This is a genomic window from Alkalihalobacillus sp. BA299, assembly GCF_017745675.1.
GTDB lineage: Bacteria > Bacillota > Bacilli > Bacillales > Bacillaceae_F > Alkalihalobacterium.
This window is the reverse complement of record NZ_JAFLJM010000002.1, coordinates 24,737-42,821: the sequence shown is the minus strand read 5'-3', so window position 1 is coordinate 42,821 and position 18,085 is coordinate 24,737. Positions and strand designations below refer to the sequence as shown.

The window sequence follows — 18,085 nt, the reverse complement described above, 5'->3', positions numbered from 1 at the left end:
GGAGCAGATGCGTCGTGGCATCTGCTTCTTTGCACTCAATTTTTGATTGTGTTTGACATATATTAATAAGGTTCGAACTATTTAATGGGGTGAAGGTATATGGATTTAACAGAAGTAAAGCAAGAATTGTCGATAATGGCTAAGCGATTAGCGGACTTTAGGGGGTCTCTTTGACTTAGAGGCAAAAGAGACCAGAATGAGTGAATTGGAAGAACGGATGGCTGAGCCTGAATTTTGGAATGATCAAGATGCGGCACAGCAAATCATCAATGAATCCAATGCTTTGAAAGAAATGGTAAACACATATAAAGAGCTGCAAGAATCGTACGATGACCTCGAAGTCACATACGAGCTCGTGAAAGAAGAAGGCGACGATTCGTTTATGGATGAGCTAGATGAAGGAGTCAAAAGCTTGGCGAAAGCGTTAAATGAATATGAGCTGCAGCTGTTATTAAGTGAGCCATATGATAAAAATAATGCTATTTTAGAGCTTCATCCAGGGGCAGGAGGAACGGAGTCTCAGGATTGGGCGTCAATGCTGCTTCGAATGTATACACGCTGGGCGGAAAAGAAAGGATTTAAAGTCGAGACTCTTGACTATTTACCGGGTGAGGAAGCAGGTGTGAAAAGTGTGACGCTCCTTATTAAAGGCCATAATGCGTATGGTTATTTGAAGGCAGAAAAAGGAGTACACCGTCTCGTGCGAATTTCACCGTTTGACTCTTCAGGTAGAAGACACACGTCGTTTGTTTCGTGTGAAGTCATGCCTGAACTCGATGACAATGTCGAAATCGATGTATCGCCAGAAGAGTTGAAAATTGATACGTACCGAGCAAGTGGCGCCGGTGGTCAGCATATTAATACGACGGACTCTGCTGTTCGGATTACCCACGTGCCGACGAACACGGTTGTGACATGTCAAACGGAGCGTTCGCAAATTAAAAACCGTGAACGAGCCATGAAAATGCTTATGGCAAAGCTCTATCAATTGAAAATTGAAGAGCAGCAGGCAGAGCTTGCTGAAATTCGAGGCGAACAAAAAGACATTGGCTGGGGCAGTCAAATCCGTTCGTACGTCTTTCACCCGTATAGCTTAGTGAAAGATCACCGAACGAACTTCGAGATCGGAAATACGAACGCCGTTATGGATGGCGAACTCGACGGCTTTATTGATGCATACTTACGTTCGATGATGTAAAGTAGTGAAGTAGTAGTGCAGTGTTATCGTTTCGTAATAATGATGGTGGCACCTATACTTTATTGCGTTATAGGTATTTATGTTTTATGATCCAGATTCTAAGATTTATTGTCGGGAATTCATGTTTTATGGTCCAGAATCCAAGATTTATTGTCCGGAATCGCTATTTTATTTGCCAAAATGTGAACAGCCTCAATCCAAATCACCACGGTGCCTGACACCTTTAGTTCGCTAAAGGTATCAGGCACCGTTTCGTTCATATGGATAAATTTAATAATCGGAGTAAAGCTAAATACAAAGTAGCAAATTTTAGCTTTGTAAAGCGTTAATTGGCTCGCGTTTACACATTATACAACCAGTGCTATACTATCCAACGGAATAAATTACGAGGATGGTGTGGTGTCAGGCATCTTTAGCGTAGTAAAGGTACCTGGCACCATTCATTAAACCTTTTATAAAAGTGAGTGTAGAGAATGATGATGATGATGACAAAACGAAGAAGTAATGAATTACATCCAAAGGTACGTATGGCGCTAGAGTATGGACAAATCTTGCTTGGTTCAGCGATTGTTGCCGTCGCATTTAATCTTTTCCTGCTACCGAATCGAATTGCTTCCGGTGGAGTTAGTGGGATAAGTACAATTGTTTTTGATGTGTTTGGCATTGAACCTGCATTTACACAGTGGGCCTTTAACATTCCATTGTTTATTTTAGGTGTACTCCTCCTTGGCGGGATGAAGTATGGGGTTAAAACGTTGATTGGTACGCTCTTTTTACCCTATGTTGTTTTCTTGACGCGCCATGTCGAACCAGCAACGGCGGATCCGTTACTTGGTGCCTTATTTGGTGGAATTGGTGTCGGTTTAGGGCTCGGAATTGTGTTCCGTTCGGCCGCAAGTACTGGAGGAACCGATCTAGCAGCGCAAATTATTAATAAGTACACCGGTCTTTCACTCGGGGCGTGTGTGTTTATCCTCGATGGCCTCATCGTAGTGACGTCGGCGATCGTATTTAATATTGAGCTTGCGCTATATGCGCTAATCGCGTTATTTATAACCGGAAAAACGATTGATTTAGTACAAATGGGCGTCGGTTATGCAAAAGTCGCGTTAATTATTTCGAATAATCAAGAAGAAGTGAGGCAAAGTATATTAAGAGATGTAGATCGGGGTGTCACGAAATTATCTGGATATGGCGGTTACACAAATGAAAAGCGCCCAGTTCTAATGTGTGTCGTTCATCAAACAGAAGTCACAAAATTGAAACAAATAGTGAAAAGTGCTGACCCATCTGCATTTGTTGTTGTTACCAATGCCACGGAGGTACTTGGTGAGGGTTTTAAAAACCAATGATTGAGTTATAATTTACATTGTAGAATCTTTCTACAAATATGCTAGAGTAAGGAGGTCTTTGCTCATGAAAAAATTTTTAATGGCATTAACAGGGGCGTCTATCTTAGTTTTAGGAGCATGTGGTGGCGGTGCAGATACACCTGCTGACGAACCAGCAGAAGAAGCACCAGCAGAAGAAGAGGCTCCAGTAGAAGAAACAGCGGGCGGTACATATGATGCAGCAGCTGCTGAAGCAACGTATGAGGCAAACTGTATGAGCTGTCACGGTGGAAACCTTGAAGGTGGTGTTGGTCCTAAGTTAGCTGGTGGAGCTTTCACGTATGACGAAATCATTCACGTGTTAGGGGAAGGAAAGGGCCCAATGCAACCCAACATTGTGGAAGGTGCTGAAGCAGAAAACCTTGCAGCTTGGCTAGCCGATCAATAAGAACTGATATTGTAAAAGAAGACTTCTCTCATGTAACGGAGGAGTCTTTTTTTGTTGGGGCGATAAAGTGGAACGAAGATCTCTTATAGTTATTTTGCTGGAATTTACCTAGTTTTTGTGATATTGGCAAATGGATTATAGTTGGTTTACTTGTAGTAAAGTGTTTCATTGATTGACGTTGATTATAAGTATTGATAAGATAGTAGTGTAATTGAAAATGATTATCATTATAAGGTCGAGTGTAGGAGCAGTAAATAATAACTTGATAAAATCGGTCCATAAGAAGGAGTGAAACCAATGAATGACGATAAATCTCTCTCTGACCATTTAGCGTCTTATATTTATAAATTGGAAGATATTAAACATGTAAATTCAAGTCAGTCCTTGCTTAAACAACAAAATAATTTATCGCATGTAATTTTGCTTTTTAAAGAGGCCAAAGGAGACATTATTATCAATGAAAGAAGTTATTCCTTACAAAGGCAAAATATTTTCTTATTATCGCCTGATGCAAAAGTAAAGCTATTTATAGATTCTAATTACACATGTGATTATTTTCAGCTGCGTTTTCACGCTCTTCAGGCTGTAGATACTCACGCCTATACTCCAGGAAAGATAGGTTGTCCGGTTGAGTTATCAATCAAAAACTTTCACGTTTTGATTGATAAGCTTTATGACATTGATAGGAAGTTCCATAGTAAGGATGTATGGGGACCTATGTCTGCAAATATTATCTTTCAAGAAATGATGTTATTTCTATTCAATGATGCCATTCATAACCAAAAGAAGGATTTGAACAAGGCGATAACTCTTACAAAAGAGTATATGGGGCAAAATTACTGCTCGAATATTACACGAAAAAATCTTGCTGATATTGCCGGGGTAAGTACTGATTATTACTCACGTGCTTTTAAGAAAGAGACTGGGAAAAGTCCAATGGAATATTTAGCTGACATACGTATCAAAAAAGCAAAGCAGCTGCTTGTCCTCACTGAGGATAAATTAAGTTCAATAGCTCACAAGGTCGGTTTCAGTGATGAATTTTATTTTAGTCGAAAGTTTAAAGCGGTAACAGGATGTTCACCAACCATTTACATAAAAAAATTTAAATATTCGAATCGAATTGTTTCACTTAAACATTTATCAACAGGTCATTTAATGGCGCTTGGCATCGAACCATACGCTGCTGTTATCAATAAAGCCTATCCGATTACAACCCAACTCCAAAATACAATTGCAATTGGTGACTCTGAGCCGGATCTAGAGAAGCTGATGACAGCCAATCCGGATTTAATCATTACGCGAGATTACCAAAGTTTTGATAAATCTCCAAAAGAGAAAATATTTGACCAAATTGCTCCGACCGTCACCCTCCCATTTTCCCACGACTGGCGAGAACTCTTTCAAATGATTGCAAAGATTGTAGGTAAAGAAAAAAAAGCAAACAGCTGGTTAGAACATTATGATAGAAAAGCTGAAATGATTGGTAAGGGAATCCAAAATAAAATTGAAGATGAAACTATCTTAATAGTTGGGGTCGGAAAAGGAAAGATGTGTGTGTATGGTCAACGTAATATGGGAACGGTTCTTTATAGGGATTTAAAGTTAAATGTTCCTAAGAATGTTGGCGATATCGCCCATTATCGAGAAATATGTCTAGAAGAGCTATCTAATTTCGATGCGGATCGGATCCTTTTAACGAGCTATAAACACGATGGTACGGAATATACGGACGAAGCGATCCGAAAAGAAGTGAGAATGCTTTTTACAAACAAGCTATGGCAAGATTTAAAGGCGGTTAGGAATGGAAACGTTTATTGTATGTATGATAGCCAGCATCTTTATACGAGTTATAATCCCCTATCACATAATCTGTTTTTAAATAAACTAAATCAATTATTTTTGACGGAATAGTACAAATAGTAGACTTAAATGTCCATTAACATGAGGTTGAAAATTCCTAATCATTAATAATGAAAATCAATATCAATAAGGATCAATTATTGAATAGAAAAAGGGAGAGAAAGAAATGTTCAGAACAAGAAAAACATTATTTATACTAGCAGCAATTCTGTTATTGATGTTACTAGTTGCTGGTTGTGGATCAAATGAGAAATCAGGAGCAACTCCTAGTGGTAATCAAGAGGATACTGAAGAACAAACGAAAGAAGAAGTTCAGGAAAATAGTGAAAAACAAACAAACGAAAATCAAAATGTTAGAGTGATTGAGCATGCAATGGGTTCTACTAAAATTAATGGTACACCTGAAAGAATTATTACTCTATACCAAGGTGCTACCGATGTTGCAGTTGCATTAGGAGTGAAGCCTATAGGGGTTGTTGAATCATGGGTGGAGAAGCCCATTTATGAATATTTAAGGGATGATCTTAAAGGGGTTCAGTTGCTTGGATTGGAAACCCAGCCTAATTTAGAGGAGATCCATAAGCTTAAGCCCGACATAATTATAGCTTCCATGACACGCCATGAAGATATTTATGAACAACTATCTGAGATTGCCCCTACAGTTATGAGAGGGCAAGTTTATGAGTGGAAAACTACAGTTGAATTAATGGGTGAAGCTCTTAATATGGAGGATAAATCAAATCAATTGTTGGTTGATTGGGAGAATCGAGTAGCTGATTTTAAAGAAAAAATGGGTGACCGATTACCAATAGAAGTAGCTATCACAAACTTTAGAGCAGATCATGCACGTATTTTTTACATGGGTTATGCAGGTAATATTTTACATGAGCTTGGATTTACTAGACCCGAAGGCCATGACGAAGATACGTGGGGAATAAAACTAACATCGAAAGAAGCTATCCCGGATATGAATGCAGATATGATTTTTAATTTTAATTCTGGGACTGATACAGAAGCGATCCAAAAAACGTATGAAGAATGGACCAATCATCCACTTTGGGAGAATCTAGATGCTGTTAAAAATGATCAAGTCATTCAGGTGGACGAAGTTAAATGGAACAGTGCTGGAGGGTACATTACAGCAAATATGATGTTAGATGATTTGTATGGAATTTTCGAATTAGAAAACTAGTTAGATAGCGAGAGTGGATGTTGAAGTTTCATTTTATCATCCTCTCTCTTTATCTATCATTTCATGAAAGAGTGAGAATATGTTTTTTTCGAATAACAAAATGAAAGTATCAGGTTTATTTTTTATATTACTCTTTTTTATCTGCTCGTTTATTTCAAGCATTGTTTTTGGTAGAACGGCTATTACAATAGAGAGCGTATTTGAAGCCTTTTTATATTATGAAACAAGCTCAATTGAGCATATGATTATTCATACCGAACGGTTACCTCGTGCTGTTATTGCAACAGTTGTGGGGGCAAGCTTAGCGATTGCAGGGGCGTTAATGCAAGCCTTAACAAGAAACCCTTTGGCATCTCCTAGTATTTTTGGAGTGAATGCGGGTGCTTTATTTTTTATTGTGTTAGCAGTTATCTTTTTTTCGATCTCATCATTAATTCATTTAATGTGGTTTGGCTTTTTAGGAGCGGCTCTATCTGCTATTATTGTTTATTTTTTAGGTTCCATTGGTAGAGATGGATTGACTCCAATAAAAATTGTATTAGCCGGTACGGCAATAACCGCTCTTTTTGCTTCCATGACACAAGCAATTTTGGTATTAAATGAAACGGGTATGCAAGATGTATTGTTCTGGTTAGCGGGTTCAGTTAGTGGCCGCACACTTGAAATGTTGATTCCTGTGTTACCTTTTATTATCGTAGCTGGGATCGTGTCTATGTTTATGGGGAGAGTAATTAATCTATTCACAACTGGCGATGATATTGCAAAAGGGTTGGGACAAAATATTGTTTTAGTGAAATGTATGATGGGTATTATTGTTGTTTTGTTAGCTGGTAGCTCAGTCGCTGTCGTTGGTGCTGTTGGTTTTATTGGTCTAGTAATTCCACACATAGCGCGTGCATTTGTTGGGAACGACTATCGTTGGATTCTACCCTATTCTGCAATGTTAGGAGCTGTTTTATTATTGTCTGCGGATGTAGTCGCTAGATTGGTTATTATGCCACAAGAGATACCAATCGGTGTTATGACGGCTTTTATTGGAGGCCCCTTTTTTGTGTACATTGCCCGTAAAGGGGTGACAAAAATATGAGTAAACATATAACTTTTCGTGATAAAAATGAATTCATTTCTGTACAGGTTGAAACCAAGTCAGTGATAGTCATTATTTTTCTTTCTCTTTTAGTAATCCTATCTGGGGTAATAGGTACGAGTTTAGGTAATACAGTCATCTCTCCCGTAGAAGTCATTAGAACTATTATAGGAAGTGGTTCTGGTGAATATGATTATATTATCCAAACATTAAGATTACCAAGGGTGCTTGTTTCTTTATTTGTTGGTGCTGCTTTAGGTATATCAGGTGTGATTTTACAAGGGATTATTCGGAATCCGCTTGCTTCGCCAGATATTATCGGAATTACAGGTGGTGCATCGGTCGCAGCTGTCGCTTTTATAACGTTTCTAGGAGGAATAGTAAGTATTAAATTATTGCCACTTGCTGCGGTTACAGGTGCTATTATTGTTTCTCTAATAATTTATCTATTATCTTGGAAAAAGGGTGTTACTCCGATTCGCCTTGTACTAATCGGGATTGGAATGTCCGCCATAATGGGTGCTGGAACAACATTAATGCTTGTTATGAGTCCTTTTTTTTCAGCTGGGAAAGCTTATATTTGGCTAACAGGTAGTGTTTATGGTGCGTCATGGACGGACCTCAATATTATAGTGCCAGTCGTTTTTATAGTTGTTCCAATTGTACTTTATTTAGCTCGAAGTCTTAATTTACAGGAGCTAGGTGATGATGTTGCTGCTGGATTAGGCGTTACTGTTCAACGCAACCGGTTTTTATTACTTCTATTTAGTGTAATGTTAGCTTGTGTTGCTGTGTCTATAGCTGGAGCAATCGGTTTTGTAGGTCTAATTGCACCTCATATCGCTAGAAAGTTAGTTGGTCGCCCTTTTGGTAGTTTAATTATCGTTTCTGCGCTAACTGGGAGTCTACTTGTATTTATCGCTGATATGCTAGCTCGAACAAGCTTTTATCCACTGGACATCCCTGCTGGAATTTTTACTGCCGGCGTAGGGGCACCCTTCTTTCTTTATTTATTATTTAAGAATAGAAATCAATTTTGATAAGGAGGTAAAATGTGAGGGATTTGGAGGCAAAAGAACTGACAATATCCTATGGAACTGAGCCCATAATAGAAAATTTGAATTTGAAAATTCCAAAGGGAAAAATAACGGTTTTAATTGGAAGTAACGGCTGCGGGAAATCTACTCTTCTACGAACAATGGCACGATTATTAAAGTCTAGTTCAGGCACTGTGCTTTTGGATGGAGAAGATGTTGCTAAAGTCCCAACAAAAGAAATATCAAAACGAATGTCTATTCTTCCACAGGGGCCTGCTGCACCGGAAGGATTGACTGTTCATCAATTAGTTAGGCAAGGTAGGTATCCTCATCAAACTTGGTTAAATCAATGGTCTAAAGAAGACGAACGAATGGTTAATATCGCCTTGAAGTCTACGAATTTGTTAGAATTTGCAGATGTCCCTGTTGACTTTTTGTCTGGGGGACAGCGTCAAAGAGTATGGATTGCAATGACTCTTGCCCAAGGAACGGAAACTTTGCTTTTGGATGAACCGACAACTTATTTAGATATGAGTCACCAAATCGAGATACTCGATTTACTATTTGATTTAAATGAGAAGGAGAATCGAACAATTGTAATGGTTCTTCATGATTTGAATTTGGCTTGCCGATACGCTCATCATATTGTAGCGGTTCACGATAAAAACATCTTTGCTCAAGGAAAACCAGAGGAAATTGTAACTTGTAAAATGGTTCAATCTGTTTTTGGAATGGAATGCATTATAACGGTTGATCCTTTGTTCGGTACGCCATTATGTATCCCACATGGAAGAGGGAGAAAGGTAAAAGGTGAAAAAAATAATGTGGCCGTCGTTTAAACAAGAAGAGCTAGAGTACTTAAAAAAAAATTTTAGTATGAGAATAAATAAATCAATTGACCAATTTCATTCTATTCCATCGATAGATTTATTGGACGAAGAAAAGTGTATAAAATATTTGGATTCATTAACTAGAATACTCCAATCACCATCTAGGATGATTACCGCATCACAATTTTCAAAGAGGTATGCCTTTTTAACGGTTGCTCCTAGCTTATATTCCATGACGATGTACAATAAAAAGTTGGATGTATCAATTGGAAACTGCTGTATTGAATCGGCTAACCATCATAAATCTTGGTCATCATATATAAGTTTAAAAGATTATCAAGTTAAAGAACTAACTAATAAGAATCGAAATGAAATGCGTGATGAAATTATTAAAACCGTTTTTAATGAGCATCTTGTAAAAATATGGCGGTCGATTTCTAATGTAGCTAATGTTCCTATGTCTATTTTATGGGAAAATACAGCTATTCGAGTATATTCTCTGTATGAGAAACGAATTAGTGGAGAAACAGATGAAAACCAGAAATCACGTCTTCATGATGATTATCAATATCTACTTAAAGACGCATCTGGTTCCTTATTTGGAGAAACTGAAAATCCACTGGCAAAGTTTAATAACCCTAAATGTACGATTGCTACTTCTGACCAGTCAGTTCGTATTCGCAAAACATGCTGTTTTTATTACAAAGTAGCGGCGAATGGTAAATACTGTTCAACATGTCCAAAAATAAAATGATAAAGGTCCATCATTTCCTCACAATATGATGGGAAATAGTAGATTAGTATGGTCGGAAATTTAATGTTTATTCACTCCGAAATATGAAAGTAATGATTATTTCTTGATGCATCGGCATGTACGGTCCCTGCCGATGCAAGGTTCAAGGAAATAGAAAAGATAAAACCTCTTTAACTTACACTCACCTGGAGTCATCTTCCCTCATTTAATAGAAATAACCTTAAACATTTACACAATCTCCCATCCATTGAAATAAAATTGTAATAAAAATCAACCCCCATGTAAAAGTAATGGTGTTATAATGGACTAGATAAGAAAAAACGACATAAATTGAGGTTGTCGAATATGGTTCAACAGCAATCCTCATAGAATAACAGAGAGTAGAGTCCTTCATATGCATGATTGACTTTTATTTCACTTTAGAAATGTAAATTTTTATTACGGTGTAAAGATAAGAAAAGACAACGATTTTCTCTATTATTGGCGAAAAATCGTCTGTTTCTAATAATCAAATGAATGGAAGAGCAACTCAACTAGATGTAGGAAGTGATTGTGTTGATAGATATGAAAGATGTATGGAAGACGTATCCGAATGGTGTTAGTGCCATTAATGGGATTGATATATCGATAGGCAAAGGCGAATTTGTTTATGTAGTGGGACCTAGCGGTGCAGGGAAATCTACTTTTATTAAAATGATGTACCGAGAAGAAAAACCGACAAAAGGTGATATTTCCATTAATGGGACAAACCTTTCGAAGGTAAAAAATCGACAAGTACCGATTGTTCGCCGAAGCATTGGCGTCGTTTTTCAGGATTTCAAATTGTTACCAAAGCTATCAGTTTATGAAAATGTGGCATTTGCGCTAGAGGTCATCGAAGAAAATCCTTCGACCATTAAAAGAAAAGTCATGAAAGTTTTAGATATTGTAAAACTAAAAAATAAAGCACGGTTTCTCCCGAGTGAATTATCCGGTGGAGAACAACAGCGAGTTGCCATCGCTCGGGCAATTGTCAATAATCCGAGCGTATTAATAGCGGACGAGCCTACGGGTAACCTGGATCCGGACACAGCATGGGAAATTATGGACACCCTAGAAGAAATTAATAATCGAGGGACGACGATCGTTATGGCTACGCATAATAAAGAAATCGTAAATACGATTAAGAAGCGTGTAATTGCGATAGAGGGTGGACGTGTTGTTCGTGATGAAGTAAGGGGGAATTACGGCTATGAAATTTAGAACCCTTACTCGTCACGGGAAAGAAGGTATGAAAAATCTTGGCCGAAATGGCTGGATGTCCTTTGCATCGATAAGTGCAGTAGCGATTATGCTTTTTTTAGTTGGGATTTTTCTACTATTGATTCTCAATATGAACCATCTCGCCTCAACAGTTGAAGATGATGTTGAAATTCACGTTTATATTGATTTAACGGCTACTAAAGAGCAGCAGGATGCATTAAGGCAAGATATCGAAAGTGTTCAATATGTTGAAAGCATTGAGTTTGTCGATCGTGATGAAGGACTCGATCAGTTTATAGATAGTATGGATGAGATGGCACCTGTGTTCGAAGGGTTACGTTCAGAAAATCCATTTAATGATAAATTTGTTGTACGTGCAGAAACACCACAGTTAACAGAAACGGTAGCAACTAAAATCGAAGAACTTTCACATGTCGAAACCGTCAATTATGGAAAGGATGTCGTCGATCGACTCTTTGCGGTAACTGATTTTATGCGAACATTCGGGCTCGTATTAGTCGCTGGTATGATGTTTACGGCAATGTTCCTCATTTCCAATACAATCAAGATGACAATTGTTACCAGGAAGCCAGAAATTAAGATTATGAGATTAGTAGGAGCAACCAATGGATTTATACGTTGGCCATTCTTCGTCGAAGGCCTGTTTATCGGCGTATTTGGAGCATTAGTACCGATTGTTCTTATCATTGTTGGATACTCTTATTTTTATGAGATTATGAGTTCTAGATTAGAAGTGATGTTTTTTGAACTTGTCCCAGTGTTCCCAGCAATCTATCAAGTGGCAGGTATTCTTCTTGTGATCGGTGCGTTTATTGGTGTTTGGGGAAGTATGATGAGCGTACGGAAATTTTTAAAAGCGTAATGAAATCTAGGAACGAAAGAAGGGCGAGGAGGAACTTTTGGATGAGGCGAAGAAGTACGTTAGTCTTGTTAGCGTTTGTTTTAGCGACAAGCACAGTATTTACATGCTTTGGACCTAATTTTGTTTGGGCGAATTCAACGTTAGAAAATAAAATTTCAGATATCCAACAAGAACGCCAAGAAAAGCAAGAGGAAGCTGAAGCGAAAGAAGCTGAACTAAAGGAAGTTGAATCAGAACAGAAACAGACTGAAGCAGAAATTAGAAAACTAGATATGGACGTAGCGGAAACGGATAAAAAAATTAGTCAAAAGAAAGCAGAAGTTGAGGGAATCCGTGAAGAAATAGAGCTGCTGAAAGAAGAGCTTGTAATTATCGAAGAACGAATTGATGAGCGTGATGAGCTTTTAAAAGAACGTGCGCGGACGATGTACCAAAATGGAGGTAGTGTCAGTTACCTCGAAGTGATTTTAGGTTCAAAAAGCTTCGGTGATTTCCTCGATCGTTTAAGTGCACTTTCCATGATTGCGCAACAGGATCATAGTATTTTAGAAGCGCATTTAGAGGATCATAGATTACTAGAGGAAAAGAAAGCAGCAGTTGAAGAACAATTAGTGAAGCTTGAAAATCACCTTGTCGAATTGGAACAGTTAATGGCAACGTTAGAGCAGCAAAAGAATGAAAAAGATCGAGTTATGAAAAAGCTACTTGCACAAAGTGAGGAGCTTCATGCTGATTTAGGTGAAATTGAAGATGCAGAGCAAATATTAGCGCAGCAAGAAAAAGCAATAAAACAAGAGCTTGAGGCTTGGAAAGAGCGCGAACGACAAAAAGAGCTAGAAAGACAACGAGAGTTAGAGCAACAAAAACAGCAGCAACAAGAACAACCGAGCAGAAGTAATTCTTCACCTTCGGTTGAATCTGCACCTTCAAGTGGAAGTGGCGTCTTGATGCGACCTGCAAGTGGTCGATCTTCATCTCCAGGAAAGCAGTACGGTTGGCGTACTCATCCTATTACTGGCGTGAAAAAAATGCACCATGGGCTCGATATTTCAAACAGCACAGGTACACCCATTTATGCAGCTGAGGGCGGAACGGTTATCGCAGCTCGGTATATGAATGGTTATGGAAATACAGTGATGATCTCCCATAATGTCAATGGACAAGTCTTGACAACTCTTTATGCTCATATGAGTGCCATTTCGGTTTCAAATGGACAGCGAGTGAGTCGCGGTCAACAAGTTGGTAGTATGGGTTCAACTGGTGCATCAACAGGGCCTCATTTACATTTTGAAGTGCATGAAGGCCCGTGGAATGGAGCAAAGTCTAATTCAGTCAACCCATTGAAATATATTCAATAAGTGTTAACGATCAAATAGCTCAGAAAAAGTCACCACATGTAATGTCACATGTGGTGACTTTTTTGCTAGTAGAATATGAAAGTATAGATTTCGAGGATGTCTAGCTTCAGGTGTCATCGGCTCGAGGTCGCTTCGGTCAACATGAATATAGTAGTGGTATTGTTAAGGTTTAGTTAAAATTTTCTTAAAATCTACAAATTTTGATATTATAAACAAAAAATACTAGTACCATTGTATTGTTTACTTTATAATGAACAAGAAATTACAAATATTTGGAGGTACTATTATGAATAATGTGGCGTTAAAACAAGGTTTATCTTCGCATCAACTTCAATTACTAGCTTCAGAGATGGATAACCGTAAGAAGTCTTCGGCAACTACTTGGATCTTATGGTTCTTTTTAGGAGGGCTAGGAGGTCATCGTTATTACTTAGGTAAGACAGGATCAGCTATTGCGATGACATTAACATTTGGTGGATTAGGTATTTGGGCACTCATCGATATTTTTCTAATCAACGGAATGATCAACAAGAAAAACAGCGAGATTGAATACCAAATCGTTAATGAAATTAAAATAATGGGCGAAAACAAAAGAGAAGTAGCAGCTGGGCAGGAGTAGAGAGTGACAGTTATGAATCCGCGTTTAATACATGATAACGAAAAATCATACTATATCCTTTGTTTATTAATAAGTATTTCTACATATTTAGCCCTAATCATATCTATTATAGGTATTGTTTATATTTTAATTGGTGTATTAATAACATTCTTTTTACATGGAATTTCTATAGGGCATATTAGAAATAATGGAGTCAGGCTTACAGAGAAGCAATTTCCTGAGATTTATAAAAGAGCTAGAGAAATAGGTTTAGACATGGAGCTAACTGATTTTCCTGAAATCTATATTGTTCAATCTGACGGGATCTTAAATGCTTTTGCTACTCGGTTTTTTGGCCGGAATTTTGTTGTTTTATATTCTGATATTGTAGAGATTGTAGAAGAGGGAAATACGAATGAGCTTGATTTTGTAATTGCACATGAACTAGCTCATCTAAAAAGAAAGCATATATCAAAGAACATACTGATCCTTCCAGCTCTTTGGGTTCCGTTTTTAGGAAATGCCTACTCAAGAGCTTGTGAATATACTTGTGATAGAGTTGCGACGGCATATACGAAGGACTCGCAAGCATCCATTAATGCATTGGCTATTTTAGCTGTAGGAAAACGGTTAGCTAAAGATGTCCATATTGAAGAATACTTGAATACTGCTAGTAAAGAAACAGGCTTCTTTTTGTGGTTAAGTCACGTTCTTTCATCCCATCCACCATTGCCATTACGTATTAAGGAAATATATAAACTCCAATCATTTCCTGAAATGTATGGTTTAAGTAGAGTAGGATAAGTTTCACTTTATGTGAAGAGTATTAATAGATAAGAAATAACGTTTTGGATCATCGTCCGATAATAATAAAACCGCTTGTTTGTATTCAACAAGCGGTTTTATTCGTCTTTTACTATATGATCAGTGTTTATCCACGTTTGAGACCACTTTTCAATTTCCTTCATAAGCGGTTCTAAAGATAACCCTTTTTCTGTCAAAGAATATTCAATTCGTACAGGAGTTTCTGGGAAAATTTCACGTTTAACAATCCCGTGACTTTCCAATTCCTTTAATCTTTCTGAGAGAAGCCTTCCGCTAATTCCAATGGAGGATTCGATCGTACAAAAACGTTGTTGCCCAGAAAGTAATTGATAAATAATCAATCCAGTCCAACGTTTACTTAAAATGCTCATTGCTTCCTCGAATCTAGGACAGATTTGCGATTTGTTCATGTTCCATCACTCCTAATACTTCTATCATACCATAAAAGAACCAAAAACTGTAATGCTGCTACTTTAAGTTTTAAAATTACTTGACACAATTAATTTATTAAAATATACTAACTTACATAAAGTAAGTAATTTACTAAATCTACTACATTAAGAGTAAGGAATATAAATTTACTTAAAAAAAGAGGTGTTATAAATGGGCTTATTAACAAAATTATTTGGGGAAACATCTCCCAAAGCAGAAATTAAAGGCGACGACCATTCAAAGGACTTTTATTCAGCAGTAGAAGCAAGGCGGACAATTTATGGAATTAGCAAAGAAGCAGTCGTTTCTGATCAACGAATTCAAGAAGTGATTAACCATGCAGTCAAGCACACGCCGTCAGCTTTTAACTCACAAACTCAAAGAGTCGTATTATTATTAGGCGAACAACATAATAAGTTATGGGATATAACAACTGAAACGTTGAAAAAAATAGTTCCTGCAGAAGACTTTGCGGATACTCAAGCGAGAATGGATGGATTTCGCGGCGGGTACGGTACGATTTTATTTTTTGAAGATCAAAGGATCATTGAATCACTTCAAGAGCAGTTTTCTACGTACAAAGATAAATTTCCGATTTGGTCTAGTGAAGGAAATGGAATGCTTCAATATGTCATTTGGACATCGTTAGAGCTAGAAGGGTTTGGGGTTAACTTACAGCACTACAATCCACTCATTGATGATGAAGTGAAAAAAGAGTGGAATATTCCAAGTCATTGGAACCTAACAGCTCAAATGCCATTCGGTAAACCAACAGCACAAGCATCCCCAAAAGAATTTAAGCCAGTTGAAGAGCGAGTGAAGATTTTTAAATAGATAGTTATTCGTTTTATTTTGCCCGACTAAGTTATTTCAAGTAATTGAAGGAGGTGAGAAAATGGCTAAATGTGCATGTGGAAATACAAAAGATGCTCAAGGGAACTGCGATGGCTCTCACTTAAACAATAAAACTAAAGGCAACTCAATTAAATAAATGTTCTAGTTACAAGTAGGGTGACGCTAATCTAAGTGTCTGGCACCTCAACCTTATAATATAGCTGCGGTAATTTGAAGTAGTAATTATATATAGGTAAGATCGAGGAGTTCAGGCAGGGTGAGTCACCCTTTGTTTTTTTAGGAAATATTATTCATGGCTCGAAACCTATGGACAACCATTTTTGATGACAAGTTATTATCGTTAAAGAAGGTTCACTTTATTCTTGCTTTCGCTTATAGTATAGTATTACATAGGAAAGAACATAAATTGTACAGGCTAACATATACTAACTATATGAATGGTAGGGCATTGCATCTAGTCGATGCGGTGCCTTTTCTGCAAGAGAGGTGGAAGACATGAACAATATTAGAGGAAAAACACTAGCAATCGCTATCATCATCTCACTAGTCATTGGTGCAGGTGGTATGTATGTGTTTATTAATGGGTTCGATCAAGAGGTTGGAGATGATAAGCAACCTGTGTTAGCTGAAACCGTTGATACGAAAGAGGAGATGGATGCAGCGACCAAATTATTAAACGCCATGGAGCTTATCACTGAACGTTATGTTAACGAAGTGGACGAGAAGGTGCTGCTAGAAGGAGCTATCAAAGGTATGGTCGGGGCGCTTGAGGACCCTTACTCTGTCTATATGGATGAAGAAGCTGCTTCGCAATTTATGGAGTCTCTCGAGTCGCATTTTGAGGGAATCGGTGCTGAAGTAAGCATGACGAACGGTCAAGTGACGATCGTTTCACCGATCCGAGATTCTCCAGCTGAAAAAGCGGGATTAATGCCAAAAGATCGTATTGTTGAAATTGACGGTGAAAGTATTGAAGGATTGACTTTATATGACGCGGTTTTAAAAATACGCGGTGAAAAAGGGACAAGTGTATCATTAACGATTGAAAGGCCTTCAAGTTCAGAATTAATTGAGATTTCGGTCGTACGAGACGTCATTCCACATGAAACCGTTCGTGCGAAGACGATTGAGCATAAAGGTAAAAATGTAGGGGTATTAGAAATTACTTCGTTTTCAAATGATACAGCTGAACGGTTTGAGCGTGAATTGTTAGCTTTAGAGGAACAGGGCATTGCTGGTTTAATAATTGATGTACGCGGAAACCCTGGTGGACTTCTAAATGTCGCTGAAGAAATCGGTAAACTAGTTATCCCTTCTGGTAAACCGATTGTTCAAATTGAAAATCGTGAGGGTGAAAAAGTACGCTACATCTCATCATTAGAAGAAGCGAAAGACTACCCAATCATTGGTCTGATCGACCGCGGAAGTGCATCAGCGTCTGAAATCATTGCGGGTGCATTGAAGGAAGCCGGAGACTACGATCTTGTTGGAGAGACAACCTTTGGAAAAGGAACGGTTCAGCAAGCGCTGAAATTAGGCGATGGAAGCGAAATCAAACTGACCCTATTTAAGTGGTTAACATCAGATGGGAATTTTATTAATGAAGTCGGTGTTGAACCGACTGTTGAAGTATCTCAGCCTGAGTTTTTCTATTTGCCACCGTTATATGTAAAGGAAGTGTTATCATATGACATGTTAAACGAACAAGTCCGAAGTGCACAGCTTATGTTAAAAGGTTTAGGCTTTGAACCTGGTCGTACGGATGGTTACTTCAGTAAACAAACGGAGCAAGCTGTAACTGCTTTTCAAAATACGAAAAACATAGAAGCTACAGGAGTTATTGATGAAAAAACGGCATCTGCGATACACGAAGCGATTAGTGAGGTAGTCCGTGATGATAAAACTGATCGTCAGCTCCAAACTGCTATTGAATTAATTATTAAACAAAGTAATTCGTAAAAAGCAGGAAAATACGAGGCTGTTGTCGAAGTACATGTGTGGCGAAGTAGGCTACGCATGTACTTTTTTTTCTGATAGAATAAGAAAGTATAGATTTCGAGGATGTCTAGCTCCATCGCCTAGCCACTCGAGGTCGTTTCAACTCTGCTTGCGTTAGTCAATACTCACTTTTTAGTCGGAGTTTCCAGCGCTT

Annotated in this window: 17 protein-coding genes; 16 read left to right on the top strand and 1 reads right to left on the bottom strand. The window is 38.0% G+C overall.

Annotated features, from left to right (window positions below):
* Nucleotides 1-99 precede the first annotated feature (99 nt).
* From prfB to J0N78_RS02470, 14 genes are all read left to right on the top strand, one after another.
* A protein-coding gene (gene prfB / locus J0N78_RS02535; protein WP_374193848.1) for a peptide chain release factor 2 occupies nt 100-1,198 on the top strand; the annotation gives its coding sequence in 2 pieces (ribosomal slippage) (nt 100-171 and nt 173-1,198; 1,098 coding nt in all).
* A gap of 485 nt (nt 1,199-1,683) precedes the next feature.
* Complete coding sequence (locus J0N78_RS02530; protein WP_374193864.1) at nt 1,684-2,550, top strand: YitT family protein; 867 nt, start codon at nt 1,684-1,686, stop codon at nt 2,548-2,550.
* A gap of 64 nt (nt 2,551-2,614) precedes the next feature.
* A complete protein-coding gene (locus tag J0N78_RS02525) occupies nt 2,615-2,977 on the top strand; it encodes a c-type cytochrome (RefSeq protein ID WP_209121451.1) in 363 nt (120 codons plus the stop codon).
* A gap of 297 nt (nt 2,978-3,274) precedes the next feature.
* Complete coding sequence (locus tag J0N78_RS02520; protein ID WP_209121450.1) at nt 3,275-4,891, top strand: ABC transporter substrate-binding protein; 1,617 nt, start codon at nt 3,275-3,277, stop codon at nt 4,889-4,891.
* 115 nt (nt 4,892-5,006) lie between these two features.
* Nucleotides 5,007-6,032 carry an ABC transporter substrate-binding protein gene (locus J0N78_RS02515; protein WP_209121449.1) on the top strand — a complete coding sequence of 342 codons (1,026 nt, stop codon included), beginning with the start codon at nt 5,007-5,009 and terminating at the stop codon, nt 6,030-6,032.
* Between the two features lie 79 nt (nt 6,033-6,111).
* Nucleotides 6,112-7,119: a FecCD family ABC transporter permease gene (locus J0N78_RS02510; protein WP_209121448.1), complete on the top strand. Its 1,008-nt coding sequence runs from the start codon at nt 6,112-6,114 to the stop codon at nt 7,117-7,119.
* Entirely contained in the window at nt 7,116-8,159 is a 1,044-nt protein-coding gene (locus J0N78_RS02505) for a FecCD family ABC transporter permease (RefSeq protein WP_209121447.1), read from the top strand. Before J0N78_RS02510 ends, J0N78_RS02505 begins: the two co-directional genes overlap by 4 nt.
* Nucleotides 8,160-8,173: 14 nt before the next feature.
* Nucleotides 8,174-8,995 (top strand): ABC transporter ATP-binding protein, encoded by an 822-nt coding sequence (locus tag J0N78_RS02500; RefSeq protein WP_209121446.1) that lies wholly within the window; start codon nt 8,174-8,176, stop codon nt 8,993-8,995.
* Nucleotides 8,967-9,740 carry a (2Fe-2S)-binding protein gene (locus tag J0N78_RS02495; RefSeq protein WP_209121445.1) on the top strand — a complete coding sequence of 258 codons (774 nt, stop codon included), beginning with the start codon at nt 8,967-8,969 and terminating at the stop codon, nt 9,738-9,740. The genes J0N78_RS02500 and J0N78_RS02495 overlap by 29 nt, the downstream gene beginning before the upstream one ends.
* Nucleotides 9,741-10,295: 555 nt before the next feature.
* Nucleotides 10,296-10,982: a cell division ATP-binding protein FtsE gene (ftsE, locus tag J0N78_RS02490; RefSeq protein ID WP_209121444.1), complete on the top strand. Its 687-nt coding sequence runs from the start codon at nt 10,296-10,298 to the stop codon at nt 10,980-10,982.
* Nucleotides 10,972-11,865: a permease-like cell division protein FtsX gene (ftsX, locus tag J0N78_RS02485; protein WP_209121443.1), complete on the top strand. Its 894-nt coding sequence runs from the start codon at nt 10,972-10,974 to the stop codon at nt 11,863-11,865. Before ftsE ends, ftsX begins: the two co-directional genes overlap by 11 nt.
* Before the next feature lie 41 nt (nt 11,866-11,906).
* A complete protein-coding gene (locus tag J0N78_RS02480) occupies nt 11,907-13,223 on the top strand; it encodes a murein hydrolase activator EnvC family protein (RefSeq protein WP_209121442.1) in 1,317 nt (438 codons plus the stop codon).
* A gap of 286 nt (nt 13,224-13,509) precedes the next feature.
* Nucleotides 13,510-13,842 carry a TM2 domain-containing protein gene (locus tag J0N78_RS02475; protein ID WP_209121441.1) on the top strand — a complete coding sequence of 111 codons (333 nt, stop codon included), beginning with the start codon at nt 13,510-13,512 and terminating at the stop codon, nt 13,840-13,842.
* A 12-nt stretch (nt 13,843-13,854) separates the two neighbouring features.
* On the top strand, nt 13,855-14,625 hold the full coding sequence (locus J0N78_RS02470; protein WP_209121803.1) for a M48 family metallopeptidase: 771 nt from the start codon (nt 13,855-13,857) through the stop codon (nt 14,623-14,625).
* A 98-nt stretch (nt 14,626-14,723) separates the two neighbouring features.
* On the opposite strand, the gene J0N78_RS02465 is transcribed toward J0N78_RS02470, so the two are convergent.
* Entirely contained in the window at nt 14,724-15,056 is a 333-nt protein-coding gene (locus J0N78_RS02465) for a winged helix-turn-helix transcriptional regulator (protein ID WP_209121440.1), read from the bottom strand.
* A 193-nt stretch (nt 15,057-15,249) separates the two neighbouring features.
* Between J0N78_RS02465 and J0N78_RS02460 the strand changes: the two genes are divergently transcribed.
* Together J0N78_RS02460 and J0N78_RS02455 are read left to right on the top strand one after the other, a co-directional pair.
* Nucleotides 15,250-15,912 carry a nitroreductase family protein gene (locus tag J0N78_RS02460; protein WP_209121439.1) on the top strand — a complete coding sequence of 221 codons (663 nt, stop codon included), beginning with the start codon at nt 15,250-15,252 and terminating at the stop codon, nt 15,910-15,912.
* 516 nt (nt 15,913-16,428) lie between these two features.
* Complete coding sequence (locus J0N78_RS02455; RefSeq protein ID WP_209121438.1) at nt 16,429-17,892, top strand: S41 family peptidase; 1,464 nt, start codon at nt 16,429-16,431, stop codon at nt 17,890-17,892.
* Nucleotides 17,893-18,085: the final 193 nt, after the last annotated feature.

Coding starts and splice junctions, on each gene's coding strand:
- J0N78_RS02530 (WP_374193864.1), top strand. CDS start 1,684: ATGACAAAACGAAGAAGTAATGAATTACATCCAAAGGTACGTATGGCG.
- J0N78_RS02525 (WP_209121451.1), top strand. CDS start 2,615: ATGAAAAAATTTTTAATGGCATTAACAGGGGCGTCTATCTTAGTTTTA.
- J0N78_RS02520 (WP_209121450.1), top strand. CDS start 3,275: ATGAATGACGATAAATCTCTCTCTGACCATTTAGCGTCTTATATTTAT.
- J0N78_RS02515 (WP_209121449.1), top strand. CDS start 5,007: ATGTTCAGAACAAGAAAAACATTATTTATACTAGCAGCAATTCTGTTA.
- J0N78_RS02510 (WP_209121448.1), top strand. CDS start 6,112: ATGTTTTTTTCGAATAACAAAATGAAAGTATCAGGTTTATTTTTTATA.
- J0N78_RS02505 (WP_209121447.1), top strand. CDS start 7,116: ATGAGTAAACATATAACTTTTCGTGATAAAAATGAATTCATTTCTGTA.
- ftsX (WP_209121443.1), top strand. CDS start 10,972: ATGAAATTTAGAACCCTTACTCGTCACGGGAAAGAAGGTATGAAAAAT.
- J0N78_RS02480 (WP_209121442.1), top strand. CDS start 11,907: ATGAGGCGAAGAAGTACGTTAGTCTTGTTAGCGTTTGTTTTAGCGACA.
- J0N78_RS02475 (WP_209121441.1), top strand. CDS start 13,510: ATGAATAATGTGGCGTTAAAACAAGGTTTATCTTCGCATCAACTTCAA.
- J0N78_RS02470 (WP_209121803.1), top strand. CDS start 13,855: ATGAATCCGCGTTTAATACATGATAACGAAAAATCATACTATATCCTT.
- J0N78_RS02465 (WP_209121440.1), bottom strand. CDS start 15,056: ATGAACAAATCGCAAATCTGTCCTAGATTCGAGGAAGCAATGAGCATT.
- J0N78_RS02460 (WP_209121439.1), top strand. CDS start 15,250: ATGGGCTTATTAACAAAATTATTTGGGGAAACATCTCCCAAAGCAGAA.
- J0N78_RS02455 (WP_209121438.1), top strand. CDS start 16,429: ATGAACAATATTAGAGGAAAAACACTAGCAATCGCTATCATCATCTCA.